This is a genomic window from Methylicorpusculum oleiharenae (genome assembly GCF_009828925.2).
In the GTDB taxonomy this organism is placed as follows: domain Bacteria; phylum Pseudomonadota; class Gammaproteobacteria; order Methylococcales; family Methylomonadaceae; genus Methylicorpusculum; species Methylicorpusculum oleiharenae.
In genome coordinates this window covers 2,521,312-2,536,165 of record NZ_WUTY02000001.1, presented here as the reverse complement: position 1 = coordinate 2,536,165, position 14,854 = coordinate 2,521,312, and the positions used below count along the sequence as shown (strand labels likewise).

Below are 14,854 nucleotides of genomic sequence, written 5' to 3'. Positions count from 1 at the left end.
CCGAACGTGATTACTATATTCCTAAAAAAAGCCAGGGATGAGAAAGGGTAGCGACTCCCCTATAACAATTACCGCTTTATCACTATTCTAACAGCAAGACCTCTATACTCTGACGCTCTTCGTCTGTCAGTTCAAACTCGAAAATCTGCAAATCCTCTGACATATGTTTTAGCGAGGTGGTGCCTGTTAATGGAATGATGTCAATTTGGCTCAAATAGCGGAAAAAGATTTGCGCTGCGGTGCGCCCGTGTTTTGCCGCCAGTTTTTTTAGAACCTCATGGCCCAGAACATGAGGGTTTGCCGTCAACGTCCAAAAGCTTTGATAGATGATGTGCTGTTGTTTGCAAAATTCACGGATACTGCGGTCATAGTGTTTATCGGCATAAAATCGGTTTTGCAGCACAGCCGGCTTGATTGATGCCTGCCTGTATAAATACTCAAGTTGCTTGAGATCATAGCAATTGCTGATGCCCATCTGTTTAACGCCCCCTTCAGTGAAGATCCTCTCCATTGCCTGCCAGACCTCCAGCAGTTGCTGAGTATCAGCCAAAGGCGAATGCAGCACCAGACAATCCAGGTATCCGGTTTTGAGGTTAGTCAGCGACACCTCAAACGATTGGGCCACCTGCTCACTGAGACTCGCCTTGGCATCATAAGGCACCTGCAAGGGATCTTGTCCGTCTAACGGGGTAAACTTGGTCTGCAAATATAAATCGCTGCGCTCCAAACCCTCTCCCAGTGACGCCACCACACCGTCACCGACCCCGGCTTCGTTATAGTGCTTGGGCTGACAAGCCGTATCGATACCTCTGAATCCCTGTTGGATGGCCTGCTGCACCAGCGCAGCGGTGCGCTCTTTCTTCCAGGCCGTCCCGTAAATAATTCGAGGCATTCTTACGTTATAGGCGGAAGTCAAATAGTGGTTTTGGTTCATGGGGAGACAATCTCAAAAATGACGTGTAAAAGATACCTGCATACTTATAACCTTCAGCCAAATTGAGTTGACTCAGCGTTACCACCTAGGTCCCGTTAGGATGCAGCGGCCTACCGGTGTCTTTTCAGTGGCTTCCCGACGATTTAAGCATATCGCCTAACCCGGCTTACGGCTTTGCTTTTTAGCCTTAATGGTATTGTAGATTTTGTAGCAGAGAATGGAACCGGACAAAACGAAGGTGATTAAGTTGGCCATGATAATGGCATAATCTTGTTTTTGAATGCCGTAGACTAACCATAAGAGAACACCCAGCGTAAACGCGCTGTACATCCCCAATGAAAGTGATTCGGTATTGCGGGTTTTGATCGTCAGTATGGCTTGGGGCAGGAATGAGGCAGTCGTCAAAGCTGCGGCAATATAGCCCACTAAATCCGGCATTAATGTCATCATTACTTATTTCATCATTTTGTAAGCGATGCCGCCAATCACGACGATGGCAACCAAAGCCCAGCCTATCCAGTCCATATATCTGCGTAAATTTGACTCCAGCTTTTCTCCGCCAGCCGCTATCAGTAACGAAACCAGAAAAAACCGGCCGCCACGGCCAATCAAAGAGGCCAGCACAAACGGAATAAACACCATGTTCAAAGCGCCGGCTGCAATAGTAAAAACTTTATAGGGTATCGGCGAAAAGCCGGCAACAAAAACAGCCCAAAAACCCCACTCGCCAAACCAGACGATGGCTTTTGTATAATTTTCCCAGTAATGCGTGGTTTTGAGCCATGGTTCTATATTATCAAACAGAAAATAACCTATTTCATAACCCAAAACACCACCCAGGACCGACGCAATCGTGGTCCAAAGGGCGAACCGAAAAGCTTTGGAGGGCTGAGCCAAGGCCATGGGCGCCAGCATCACATCCGGCGGTATCGGAAAAAAAGAGGACTCGGCAAAACTTAAGATACACAGATAGGTCAATGCGTTGCGATGTTTGGACCAAAGCAGAACCCGGTCATAGAGTTTTTTAAACATTCGGTTATTGCCTTCCTGGGAGTAAGGGGACAAAGCTGACAGGTTCCATCGCTTCAACTTTAAAATCATTTTCAGTTCGGGTGACTCGCTGCAAAACCTGCCCCCCCGCTTTGCCTATGGGTATCAGCATCGTCCCGCCAACTGCCATTTGCATTAATAAATTTTCAGGAATTTCCGGCGGCGCTGCTGTCACCATAATACCGTCATAAGGCGCATGTTCTTCCCAACCCCAACCGCCATCACTGTGCAAATAACTGACATTTTTTATTTTGATTGACCAGAGCAGGTTCTTGGCCTTTTTTTGCAAAGGCTGTATCCGTTCGACGGTATACACATGATCAATCAATTGCGCCAGAATAGCCGTTTGGTAACCGCAACCGGTACCGATTTCCAGCACCTTGTTCAAAGGACCGGGAGCCAGCAAGAGTTCCGTCATTTTTGCGACGATATAAGGCTGCGAAATCGTCTGGTTATAGCCTATTGGCAGTGCAGTATCTTCATAAGCCCGGCTGGCCAGTGCTTCATCCACAAACAAATGCCTGGGAGTATTGCGCATTGCATCCAAAATCTTACGATTAGTGATGCCCTGCTCTTCCAGCCTACTTATCATGCGTTCACGGGTCCGCATGGAGGTCATACCTATGCCGTTGACATTTTGCTTCATAACCAGGCTCCCTCATGGGGTAGCCAGTTTTTCAATCCATCAATACGATCATGCCAGGTCAGATCCAATTGCAGCGGCGTTACGGATACATAACCGGCTTTAACGGCATAAAAATCGGTACCGGGGCCCGCATCCTGCTCAGGACCTGGAGGCCCCACCCAATAAATCAGCCGTCCCCGGGGATCATGACTACTGATCATGGCTTCAGCTTTATGGCGCTGACCCAGGCGCGTTGCCTGAAAGCCTTTCAATTCGAGCAAGGGCAGATCGGGTACGTTAACATTCAGTAAAGTGTCCTGGGGTAAAGGCGAATCAATCAATCGTTTCAGAATTGTTACAGCAACATGCGCGGCTGTATCAAAGTGCACAGGATCACTGGACGCCAAAGAGATAGCAACGGCGGGCAAGCCCAAAAAACGACCTTCTGTAGCAGCGGCTACGGTACCGGAATATAAAACATCATCACCCAGATTTGCGCCGTGATTGATGCCTGCAAAAACCATATCCGGTTCCTTGTCCAACAATCCGGTTATTGCCAAATGAACACAATCAGTCGGAGTTCCATCGACTTTGACAAAACCGTTCTCGCCTATTTGAGCCCGCAACGGCATTTCAAGAGTTAGCGAATTGCTCGCAGCGCTTCTATTTTTATCGGGGGCTACAACCGATATTTCTGCATATTTGTTTAATGCATTGGCTAATGCAGCTAAACCCGGCGCTAGATAACCGTCATCATTACTCAACAGAATGTGCATTTCAGTTCGCTCTGAACAACAATAAGCTATAAAATCAGCAATGTTAGCAACTTATCAAAGCAAAATCAGCTCACGTGAGAAAAAAAAACATAACACCTGAAGACAGGGAGTTATTTAGACAATCGGTAGGCACCGTAAAATCGATAAAAAACGACCGGATTGCTGTAGATAACGGGAAGAAACCCAAGCCCATACCCAGAACTCAAGCAGCTGAAGTTGAAAACGTGTTGAATCATGAAATCGGCGTAACAGAAATGTTGAGCCTGGAAGATACGCTCAGTTTCATTAGCCCCGGCCTGCAAAAAAATGTTTTAAAAAAATTGCGGCACGGCAATTACGGACTTGATGCGGAAATTGATCTGCATGGCTTAACCAGTCAGGAAGCCAAACGGCAACTGCTGGATTTTTTGCATCGCGCCGTCCAGGAAGGCTGCCGTTGTGTGTGTATTGTGCACGGCAAAGGCTACCGGTCTCCTGACAACCACCCGATTCTGAAGAATAATCTTAATCTATGGCTTAGGCAGCATAAGGAGGTTCAGGCGTTTTGCTCTGCACCACCCAGACAAGGCGGCACAGGTGCCGTTTTTGTGTTACTGCAACTGGCGGAAAAATTTAACCGCCAGGAAGAAATGAATGACCGTTAGTTAAGCGAGCAACCGCACCCCGCCTGCCCGACGTTAAATTAGAGTCCCCAAACCTCAGTCGACAGTCCATTCAACCAATCCACTGTAAGCGGTGCCTATGACTAACAGCCCGAAGACGATGCGGTACCAGGCGAAAACGGTGAAATCATGATGACTGATGTAACGAAGCAAGCCTCTTACTGCCAGTAAGGCACTGAAAAAAGCCGCCAGAATTCCGACACCGAAGATAGGTAAATCGTCACTGTTCAAAAGCTCATGGTGTTTGTATAAATCATAGAGACTGGCAATAATCAGCGTGGGTATCGCCAAAAAGAATGAAAATTCAGTTGCTGCTTTGCGTGATAATCCGAAAAACAAGCCGCCGATAATCGTAGAGCCTGAGCGGGAGGTTCCCGGAATGAGCGCCAAAGCTTGAGCAAACCCCAGTTTTAAAGCATCCGACCAGCTTAAATCCTCAACTTCGTGAATGCGGACGGTGTGTTCTCTTTTTTCAGCCCAAAAAATAATAAAGGCACCGACGATAAAAGCGGTTGCAACCGGTATTGGTTTAAACAAATAGGCTTTGATCAAACTACCGAATAACAAACCGAGAATGGCAAGCGGCATGAATGCAATCGCCAGATTCAATGTAAATTTAACCGCAGCCGCTTCCCATTTGAACAAGCCCCGGATCACCGAACCGATTTTAACCCGGTATTCCCAGCAGATAGCGAAAATGGCGCCCGTTTGAATGACTATTGAAAAAACCTTGCTGGTTTCGCCGGTGTAGTTCAGCAAATCACCGGCCAAAATAAGATGGCCCGTACTGGAAATAGGCAAAAACTCGGTCAGCCCTTCTACAATACCCAATATGATTGCTTTTACCGCTAAAATTAAATCCATTCTTTCCTCGTTTTAATGCTTGATAATTTCTCGTAATACCGCCGTGGCATAACTTCCCGCCGGTAAAGTAAAACTCAGTTCCAACTCATTTTCAGTTAAATACTGCCAACTCAAAGACTCCACATTGATGCGAAGCGGCCGGATATCGGGTTCAAGACCGGCATCGCTCAAGCCCTGAGCTAACTCAGATAAACAGGAAGGTAAAGATGGATCCAGATAATCATCCATCTTCATGCCTTTGCCCCATAAAAAAACCGCAGGATGAATCTGTTTTGCCGATAAGCGCTTCACTATCGTTTCATCCGGCTGTTCCATTGTAAAAAAGCTGTGTGACAAATCGAATACATAAGTATCTCCAGGCAGCGGCTGATTCCAGGTATTTTGCGCCACACGCCGGGCCAGCAAGCAATTGAACAAATACGATCTTGCTGCCGATAAATAAATACTGCGCTGTTCGCGCTTGCATTTCATGCCTTTGAACATCGCCAAGGCTTTAGTTACATTTTGCCCACCATGGCCGAAACGCTGTTCGCCAAAGTAATTGGCAATGCCTTCTTTTTGCAGGGTTTCCAGGTGGCTTTGCGTCAGCGCTTTTTCGCCTTGCCACTGCCGGATAACAATTTTAAAACGATTGCCCGACAGTACACCGCGTTTTAGTTTCCGGGCATGGCGCACTTCCTGAAGCACACGCATCGTATCCGTTTCTATGAATGACCAATCCGGAGCTTGCTTACCGGGCAACCAGACACTGAACCACTGCGTGGTTACGGCATGCCGGTCTTTTAATCCGGCATAGCTCACATCCTGTTGCCTGACGTCTGCAAAACGAGCGAGACAGCGGGCTACATATTCGGTATTTTCGCCTGATTTTTCGATCTGCAGAAAAACGTGTTCCCCTTCACCGGAGGGTGAAAAAGACAGATTTTCATATACGGAAAAATCTTCCGGTCTATCCCTAATGGTGCCCTGTCCGGCAGGACCGCCCAATACATAAGGCCAATCGGGCAATTCAATCGGAGTTACGAAATTATTTTGAGAGTCTTGGGTCAAGGCGAAACCATTAAGGTTTGTAATGTTCAAAGGAATTATAGACAAGCTCCCACCAGATAGTCAGCATCTGCAGGTCAACGCTAAAATGCAGCGGATTTTTGTCCGACGTGCTGTAAGGTCTGATCACATAATAACACGGCCATGGGCTTAACTGGACAATCGCGCCTTCGCTGTCTATTATGCAGGTCCTGATTATGAAGAAGAAAAATTAGGCCTTCCTTATCTTTCGGTTACTAAATAGCGATGGCTGATGTTTATACGACATGGGTATTAATATGGATCATTCGAACCAGTTTAAACAATTCAACATCGCTCACCAACACAAAAACCGGCTTCGTATTATTGCTCATTGCCTGATTAAAGACGACGAACGCGCACTGATTTTGCGCATCCTGTTACTGAAACGCGAAGCGATCAAAGACGTCAAGATTGTTCCTGACATTGGATCAGTCACCCTACGCTATGATGCGGTTCAACTTCCGACAGCCAATCTGCTGATGCTGCTTGAGGCCATCCTGACGAACGTCGGGTTAAAACCCAAACAAGTCATAGATGCGTTGGGGATCAAAAAAACGGCACTCCAGGGTTCAGCAAAAACAATCAATTTTGCTATCCAGGGCATGAGTTGTTCGTCTTGTGCTTTATATATCGAAATGATGCTGAAGCGAGACCCGAAAGTGTCTCATGCTTCGGTTAATTTCATCACTCAAACAGCCAGCGTAACCGGCACTCTGTCCAAAAAAGAACTGTTCGCGCTTATCAATGCCAATGGCTATCAGGCCGTTTCCATGGACACGCTCAGTGAACGCAAGGAAATGTTCAGGCTGGAAAACCGGCATCGCCAAGAAGCCCGAAAACAACTTATCATCGCTGCCGCATTAAGCTTGCCTATTCCGTTACTGAGCATTTTTGGCAAGCGCTCCCTGCCCGTTATTTTGATCCAGGCAACGCTGAGTTCAATCGTGGTATTTTGGAGTGGCAAAGATTTTTTCAAGAATGCCGCCAGACACGCCAAACAGCGCACCGCGGACATGGATACGCTGATCGCACTGGGCGTTGGCGCCGCCTACCTGTACAGCCTACCCAGTTTGTTCAGACGCAGCAGTCACATTTATTTTGAGGCCGCTTCAGGCATTATCGCCTTTGTTTTATTGGGCCGGTTTCTGGAAGAAGTGGCCAAAGGCGAAGTCCTGAGAGATATTCGCAAACTGGTCAATCAACAACCGCAAGAAGCAACGCTGCTAAAAGGATCGGTCGAAATCCGGATTCCGGTGGAAGACATTGTAGTGGGCGACATTTTGCTGATTCGTCCCGGCGAAAAAATTCCTGCCGATGGCGAGGTCATTAAAGGCTTGTCCATGGTTAATGAAGCCCCGGTGACCGGAACCGGCGCGCCCTGCATTAAAGAGGCCGGCCATCAGGTACTGGACGGCAGCATGAACGGCAGCGGCGTTCTGCAGGTGCGGGCTACGGCGATTGGAACCAATACCGTCTTATCGGGGCTGGTTCATATGGTTGATCAGGCACAAACATCCAAATTACCGATTCAAAAAACGGTGGACAAAATATCGGCCATGTTCGTACCGGCCGTTATTGTTCTCGCCGGTGTCACTTTCGGCGGCTGGCTGTTTAAGGGTGAAAAACTGGCTCATGCGCTGGCCAATGCCATATCGGTATTGCTGATTTCCTGTCCATGCGCGCTGGGCCTCGCAACGCCCGCCGCGACAATGGTCGGTACGGGCCAGGCCGCCAGAAAAGGTATCTATATCAGAAACGGGGTTGCGCTTGAAACAGCCGCGAATTTACAAATTATTATCTTTGACAAAACCGGCACTATTACAGAAGGCAAACCGGAAATCAGCGATCTGTTAAATGTGTCGGCTTGGGATGACGATACATTAATACAACTGGCTGCTTCTGCTGAATTTAACTCTGAACATTTTTTAGCAAAAGCCATAGTCGATTACGCTCGCAGCAAGGACTTGGCTATTCTGGAATCCTCACACTTTCACAGTATTCCTGACCGGGGCGTTCGCGCCACAGCAGGTGAACATGAAGTATTGCTGGGTAATGAACCCTGGTTAAATGAAAAAAATATCGACATCGGCGCGTTAGCGGCAACGGCAAAAAGACTGAGCTCGTTAGGACGAACACTCGTGTTTTTGGCGATTGATAATCAACCTTGCGCGTTATTTGCATTTATCGATCCTATCCGGCCACATGCCCGGGAGGTTATCAAGCAACTGCATGACATGGGCATCCAAACACTGATGGTAACCGGTGATACGGAACAGGCCGCCAATCAAATTGCAGGTGAAGTCGGCATTACGACAGTGATTGCTGATGCCAGTCCGGCCAGAAAACTGAAAATCATTCGTGATCTGCAGAGCCAGGGCAAGCGCGTTGCGATGGTAGGCGACGGCATCAATGATGCGCCGGCTCTTGCTGCCGCTGATGTGGGCATGTCCATAGGCAAAGCTACCGGCATTGCGATTGAAACCTCCGATCTGATTTTGATTAACGGTGATATCGCTCAAGTCGCTGAATCAATAGAATTAAGCGGCAGAACATTGGCTGTCATCAAGCAAAATCTTTTCTGGGCCTTCAGCTATAACGCTCTGGCTATTCCGGTTGCAATGGCCGGACGGCTCAATCCGCTTATTGCATCGGGCGCGATGGCTTTAAGCTCGGTTTCGGTAATAGCCAATTCACTGCGACTCAAAGACAAATAGACACATAAAAGCGTTTAATATGTCTGAATTTATACCTTTCGCACTTCAAATTTAGGCAGTGCCTAAGGAGGCAACGGGTTGTTCGGCAAAGGCTTTGCCTACATGGATGGTTTTACGGCGTCCTTTGACGGACACCCCGGTGCCGAATTTCGATCTACGATGGATATAATTTCTTTATGTTGTAAACCTTGTGCAATAAAGTCTTAGCCAACAAGGCAGATTGTTTATCTATGCATAATCTGCCTATTTGCCTGCCCTAATAGCAAGCAGCTGTGGTAATGACTTTATGGAAATATCTGCTGATTGTGGCGATACCTGATTAATCAACGTCTATTCTGATTAATTTTTTGCATCGCCAATTCCCGGTATGACTAAGGTCTAACCCGCATTAAAAGGATGGCTGCTATGCATAACTCTAAAATCACCATTGACGGCAATGAAGCGGCAGCCCATGTCGCTTATTTAACCAACGAAGTCATTGCCATTTACCCCATCACTCCCGCTTCACCCATGGGCGAATTAGCCGACAAATGGGCTTCAGAAAATCGCAAAAACATCTGGGGCACGACACCCAGCGTCATAGAAATGCAAAGCGAAGGTGGGGCCGCCGGGGCTATTCACGGCGCATTACAGAATGGCGCGCTGGCAACTACGTTTACCGCTTCCCAGGGCTTGCTGCTGATGATTCCCAATATGTACAAGATTGCCGGAGAACTGACTCCGGCCGTTTTTCATATCGCGGCAAGGTCTATAGCGAGTCAGGCTTTGTCCATTTTTGGCGACCACAGCGATGTGATGTCGGCACGGGCGACAGGCTTTGCATTCCTGGCCTCCAATTCCGTTCAAGAGGTCATGGATTTTGCATTGATTGCTCAAGCGGCAACGCTTAAAGCCCGCATCCCTATCCTCCATTTCTTTGACGGTTTCAGAACTTCCCATGAGGTCGCCAGTATAGAGCCGGTCAGTAACGAAACCGTGCGGGCGCTGATCGATGACGATTTTGTTCAGGCACACCGCCAGCGGGCATTGTCGCCGGAACACCCGGTGTTACGCGGCAGCACACAAAACCCTGATGTATTCTTTCAGGCGCGGGAGTCGGTGACACCTTTCTATCAAGCCATGCCGGGTATTGTTCAAGAAATCATGGATCGCTTCGCCGCATTAACCGGCCGTCATTATCATATTTTTGACTACACAGGCCCTGCCGATGCCGATAAAGTCATCATCCTGATGGGCTCGGGCGCTGAAACCGTTGAAGAAACGCTGTATCACCTGAACGAAAGCGGTGAAAAGAACGGCCTGTTGAAAGTCCGGCTGTACCGGCCATTTTGTCCGGAAGCTTTGCTGGCGGCACTTCCTTCAACGGTTCGGAGCATTGCGGTTTTGGATAGAACCAAGGAACCCGGAGCCGATGGAGAGCCTCTTTATAAAGATGTGATCACCGCTGTGGCGCAGGATCAGATGAACGATAATCCGCGTTTTAGCCGCTTACCCCGGGTTATCGGAGGCCGCTACGGTTTATCATCCAAAGAATTTACACCGGGCATGGTCAAGGCCATCTATGATGAATTGAGCCGGACTCAGCCCAAGCAACCGTTTACGATCGGTATTATCGATGATGTCAGCCATACCAGCCTGTCCTGGGATCCGTCATTCAGAAGCGATGCGTCCAAACAAACGTTCAGTGCTATTTTTTATGGCTTAGGCAGTGACGGCACGGTCAGCGCGAATAAAAATTCAATAAAAATTATCGGCGATAAAACCCAAGGCTACGCTCAAGGTTATTTTGTTTACGATTCCAAAAAAGCCGGTGCGGTGACCGTTTCACATTTGCGCTTTGGCAGCGATAAGATTCGCTCCAGTTATCTGATCGAAGATCACGAAGCCCGCTTTGTCGCTTGCCACCAGCCGGTTTTTCTGGAGCGTTACCCGATGCTGGATAAAGCCGCCCCCGGCAGCGTTTTTTTGCTAAACACCGCTTTACCGGTTGAAGAAGTGTGGTCTTCATTGCCCCGTTCCATGCAAACCGCGCTGATAGAAAAGCAAATCGAGTTTTATGTGATCGATGCATATGCCATCGCTCAAGCCTCCGGCATGGGTCGCTTGATCAATACCGTCATGCAGAGCTGCTTTTTTGCCCTGGTCAGTATTATTCCCAAAACAGAAGCCATTGACGCAATCAAGAATGCGGTACAAAAAACCTATGCAAAAGCCGGAAAATGGATTCTGGATGCCAATCTAAAAGCCATAGACGCGGCACTGGCCGGACTCCACAAAGTCGCCGTTCCGGCTCAAGTCAGCAGCACTCATGAAATACCGCATTCTGTCTCAGACGATGCGCCGTCTTTCATACGTGAAGTTACCGGCGAAATCATGTCCGGACGGGGTGACGCCATCCCGGTCAGCCGATTTTCCGCTGACGGCACATTTCCTACCGGCACTTCCCGCCTGGATAAGCGTAATCTGGCATTACAGATTCCGGTTTGGGAGCCGGATATTTGTACGCAATGCGGCAAGTGTGTATTCGTTTGTCCCCATTCGGTCATTCGCAGTAAATTATTTACCGATGACAGCGTTGCCGATGCACCCGAGACGTTCAAGCATGTTCCGGTGCTAAGCAAAGCCTTTGGCAACGGCCTTCAGATCAGTTATCAGGTCTCTCCTGAGGACTGTACCGGGTGTAACCTTTGCGTTGAAGTCTGCCCGATTCGCGACCGGGAAAATCCTGATCGCAAAGCCTTGAATATGGCCCCCCACCCCCCCTTGCGTGAACAGGAAAGCATCAACTGGGATTTCTTCGAGCATCTGCCTGACTATGCCCGTACCGCATTGCATCACAACAAAATCCCTGAAGCCATGCATTTGCAACCATTGTTTGAGTTTTCAAGTGCCTGCGTCGGCTGTGGTGAAACCCCTTATATTCGCCTCGCAACCCAGTTATTCGGCGACCGCATGGTCGTCGCCAATGCAACCGGCTGTTCATCGATTTACGGCGGCAATTTGCCGACAACACCGTGGACAAAAAATGCACAAGGCCGTGGACCGGCCTGGGCTAACTCACTCTTCGAGGACAACGCTGAATTCGGCTTGGGCATGCGCATAGCCATCGATAAACAAAGAGAGTATGCGGCCGAATTACTGTCTTCGTTACGCGAAATGGCCGGTGCAGAACTGGTAGATGCCACTCTACACGCAGATCAAAATGATGAGGCGGGTATTTATGAGCAACGTGAACGGGTCGAACGATTAAAACACAAACTGGCTGACTTGCCGGGAGACTCGCCCAAATACCTGTTGAGCGTCATCGACACGTTGATTAAACGCAGTGTCTGGATCATAGGCGGCGACGGCTGGGGATATGATATCGGTTTTGGCGGTTTGGATCATGTTTTCGCGGCGGGACGCAATGTGAATATTCTGTTACTGGACACCGAAGTTTATTCCAACACCGGCGGCCAAACATCCAAATCGACACCGCGCGGCGCTATTGCAAAGTTTTCTGCCGGGGGCAAAAGCACGCCGAAAAAAGATCTTGCCAGGCTGGCCATTGATTATGAACAAGTGTATGTCGCGCAAGTGGCATACGGCGCAAAAGACACCCAGACCCTGCGCGCTTTTCTTGAAGCCGAATCCTATCCCGGAACATCATTGATCATTGCTTACAGCCCCTGTATTGCTCATGGTGTTGACTTATCGAACAACCTGCGACAACAGGATATGGCCGTCCGTTCCGGACATTGGCCGCTGTTACGATACGACCCTAGGGCCATCGATTCAGGTCGCAACCCGTTGCAATTGGACAGCCAGAAACCATCCATCCCCTTCCGGGATTATGCGATGACGGAAGCCCGCTTCAGCATGCTCAGCCGAACCCATCCGGACGAATCTGAAAAATTCATGCGCCAATCACAACAGGATGTGAATAAACGTTACCAGTATTATCGTGATTTGGCGGATAAGCTCTTTGAAAAGAAGGCCGATATCAAAGGAGAAAAAGCATGAACAGCATCGATCTGAGCACCGACTATTTGGGCTTGAAACTGACCAATCCACTGATTGCCTCGGCTTCGCCGCTATCGCGCAGCATTGATAGCGCCAGACAACTGGAGGACGCAGGTGCTGCAGCGATTGTCATGTATTCGTTGTTTGAGGAAGAACTGCGCCATCAGGAAGAGGAGACCGCCCGATTCATGATCCATCAAGAGATAGGCTTTGGTGAAGCGGATAGTTTTCTGCCCTTTGATGACCGGTTTGAACATGGCTTGGATCAGTACCTTAACCAGCTGAGCGCATTAAAGAATGCGCTGGATATACCGGTGATTGCCAGCCTCAATGGTGTCTCGCTGGATGGCTGGGTGGATCACGGTAAATTACTTCAGGAAGCAGGCGCGGATGCTCTGGAATTAAATGTCTATTATCTGAGCAGCCGGATTGAAGAATCCGGAGAAGCGATAGAATCGCGTTATGTATCATTGCTCGAAGCCTTGCGCCGACAAGTATCCATTCCAATTGCAATGAAACTCTCGCCCTATTTCAGCAGTCCGGCGCATTTTATTAAACGGCTTGATCAGGCCGGTGCCGATGGTGTGGTATTGTTTAACCGCTTTTACCAACCCGATATTGATCTGGATACGCTGCAAGTCATCTCGCAACTGCAATGGTCTCGCTCAGCGGATATTCAACTGTCATTACGCTGGGTCGCGTTACTCTATGGAAAACTCAATTTGTCCCTGGCCACAACCAGCGGCGCGCATAATGCTAACGATGTGTTGAAATTACTGCTCGCCGGCGCCGATGCCATTCAGTTATGTTCAGTCCTGCTTGAGCACGGGCCAGCTTATCTGAGCACTATAAAAGAGAACCTGACTCGCTGGCTGGAAACCAGAGAATATGCGGCAGTATCCGAAATCAAAGGCTTATTGAGCCAAAAACAAATCTCAAATCCGCAGGTTTTTGAACGGTCAAATTATATCAACCTGCTTGACGGTTACAGCCGGTCGAAAGGGGTCAGAAGCTAGCACTCAACTGAATGGATGACCAATGGCCGGATGTCATTCACTTCTTTTTATCGCTGGGATAAAGTGAGGATACATTTCCCGCCGTAGCGGCTTCTGATTCTCCGGCGAATATTTTGGCCGGTCCACGTTTTTTGACCTGATCAATCCGAATTATTTTGTGCATCGGTATAAAGGAGCAATTAACGTTTTCAAACTCTGACCTTAATTTTTCCTCTGTAGGATCAATCAAAATGGAGCTTTTCTCACCAAAGACGAAGTCTTCTACCGTCACGAAGCCATAGATATCGCTTTGATAAACATTTTTAGCATAGATTTCATAGATCTGGTCTTGATTGACAAAAACAACCTTGTATAAGTGTTTATCCGACATTTCAAAAAGTAGTTAATAAAGGGGTCTAACTCGAATGTTCTACAACCATCGAATACTGAACTTTACCCTGTATCAAAAGTGAATCCGGGATTCATTTTTGATACAGATTAGTCATGTGTATTGGGCTGTACTTGCAAGATAATACCGGTCTTAAGCTGACAAAGCGAGTTTGATCATAGCCCTGAAAATAAAAACACCACAATAATGTCAGGTCCATAATAAAGAAACCATGGGCTTGTGGACAATAACCTCAGTCACCGTCCTTATTTTTCTTGATGCGCGACCTGAGTCTTGTGTTTTCAAATGCCTGAACGCGACTGTTTGGATGTTGTTTGAAGAGGGCTTGATGAGAGTAAAATTCAGCCATATTGAGCGTTGACTATCGGCAGTAAGCGGACCACTGCGTTACGCCGCAAGTGACAGCACTTGAGTCGATACTAAATGGATGGCGCATTTTTGACATAGGGAATGCCGCTCGCAACAACGCAGGGTTTTCCGGTTCGAACAGAATTTTACGTCGACGGAAAGTCACATCAGAAAAAATAGTTAGCTCTCGACGTTTTGGCGCGGCAATATTGCATATAGATAATCCAAGCGTAGGTCGGGCAACAGTTTTATCGTTGCCCGACATTGCGGTCTTCAATGATAAAATGGCAGATGTAAAACCACAAATCGTTTCCACATTGAAATATTGTAATGTCGGGCACGAAAAGCATGTGCCCGACCTACAAGGCTTTTTGGCGCGGCAATATTGCATATAAACAATCCAAGCG

At 48.1% G+C, this 14,854-nt stretch carries 12 protein-coding genes; 4 read left to right on the top strand and 8 right to left on the bottom strand.

Features of this window, described 5'->3' with window-relative positions:
• Nucleotides 1-82: 82 nt before the first annotated feature.
• The 5 genes from GO003_RS11480 to surE all read right to left on the bottom strand — a co-directional run bounded on the left by GO003_RS11480 (nucleotide 83) and on the right by surE (nucleotide 3,385).
• Nucleotides 83-934, bottom strand: a complete 852-nt coding sequence (locus GO003_RS11480; protein ID WP_159655167.1) for an aldo/keto reductase family protein — start codon at nucleotides 932-934, stop codon at nucleotides 83-85.
• Nucleotides 935-1,090: 156 nt separating this feature from the next.
• Entirely contained in the window at nucleotides 1,091-1,381 is a 291-nt protein-coding gene (locus GO003_RS11475) for a SemiSWEET transporter (RefSeq protein ID WP_159655239.1), read from the bottom strand.
• 6 nt (nucleotides 1,382-1,387) lie between these two features.
• Entirely contained in the window at nucleotides 1,388-1,966 is a 579-nt protein-coding gene (locus GO003_RS11470; RefSeq protein WP_159655165.1) for a YqaA family protein, read from the bottom strand.
• Nucleotides 1,967-1,970: 4 nt separating this feature from the next.
• Nucleotides 1,971-2,630 (bottom strand): protein-L-isoaspartate(D-aspartate) O-methyltransferase, encoded by a 660-nt coding sequence (locus GO003_RS11465; RefSeq protein WP_159655163.1) that lies wholly within the window; start codon nucleotides 2,628-2,630, stop codon nucleotides 1,971-1,973.
• On the bottom strand, nucleotides 2,627-3,385 hold the full coding sequence (gene surE / locus GO003_RS11460; protein WP_159655161.1) for a 5'/3'-nucleotidase SurE: 759 nt from the start codon (nucleotides 3,383-3,385) through the stop codon (nucleotides 2,627-2,629). Before surE ends, GO003_RS11465 begins: the two co-directional genes overlap by 4 nt.
• Before the next feature lie 74 nt (nucleotides 3,386-3,459).
• Between surE and GO003_RS11455 the strand changes: the two genes are divergently transcribed.
• A complete protein-coding gene (locus GO003_RS11455) occupies nucleotides 3,460-4,029 on the top strand; it encodes a Smr/MutS family protein (protein WP_159655159.1) in 570 nt (189 codons plus the stop codon).
• 54 nt (nucleotides 4,030-4,083) lie between these two features.
• Here GO003_RS11455 and GO003_RS11450 read toward each other — a convergent pair whose 3' ends face one another.
• Nucleotides 4,084-4,911 carry an undecaprenyl-diphosphate phosphatase gene (locus GO003_RS11450; protein ID WP_159655157.1) on the bottom strand — a complete coding sequence of 276 codons (828 nt, stop codon included), beginning with the start codon at nucleotides 4,909-4,911 and terminating at the stop codon, nucleotides 4,084-4,086.
• Nucleotides 4,912-4,923: 12 nt separating this feature from the next.
• Nucleotides 4,924-6,006 (bottom strand): tRNA pseudouridine(13) synthase TruD, encoded by a 1,083-nt coding sequence (truD, locus tag GO003_RS11445; protein ID WP_331001636.1) that lies wholly within the window; start codon nucleotides 6,004-6,006, stop codon nucleotides 4,924-4,926.
• Between the two features lie 230 nt (nucleotides 6,007-6,236).
• Between truD and GO003_RS11440 the strand changes: the two genes are divergently transcribed.
• From GO003_RS11440 to GO003_RS11430, 3 genes are all read left to right on the top strand, one after another.
• Nucleotides 6,237-8,693: a heavy metal translocating P-type ATPase gene (locus tag GO003_RS11440; protein WP_159655155.1), complete on the top strand. Its 2,457-nt coding sequence runs from the start codon at nucleotides 6,237-6,239 to the stop codon at nucleotides 8,691-8,693.
• Nucleotides 8,694-9,098: 405 nt separating this feature from the next.
• Nucleotides 9,099-12,695 carry a pyruvate:ferredoxin (flavodoxin) oxidoreductase gene (nifJ, locus tag GO003_RS11435; protein WP_159655153.1) on the top strand — a complete coding sequence of 1,199 codons (3,597 nt, stop codon included), beginning with the start codon at nucleotides 9,099-9,101 and terminating at the stop codon, nucleotides 12,693-12,695.
• A complete protein-coding gene (locus tag GO003_RS11430) occupies nucleotides 12,692-13,711 on the top strand; it encodes a dihydroorotate dehydrogenase-like protein (RefSeq protein ID WP_159655151.1) in 1,020 nt (339 codons plus the stop codon). Before nifJ ends, GO003_RS11430 begins: the two co-directional genes overlap by 4 nt.
• 37 nt (nucleotides 13,712-13,748) lie before the next feature.
• On the opposite strand, the gene GO003_RS11425 is transcribed toward GO003_RS11430, so the two are convergent.
• On the bottom strand, nucleotides 13,749-14,081 hold the full coding sequence (locus tag GO003_RS11425) for a DUF1820 family protein (protein WP_159655149.1): 333 nt from the start codon (nucleotides 14,079-14,081) through the stop codon (nucleotides 13,749-13,751).
• Nucleotides 14,082-14,854 lie beyond the last annotated feature (773 nt).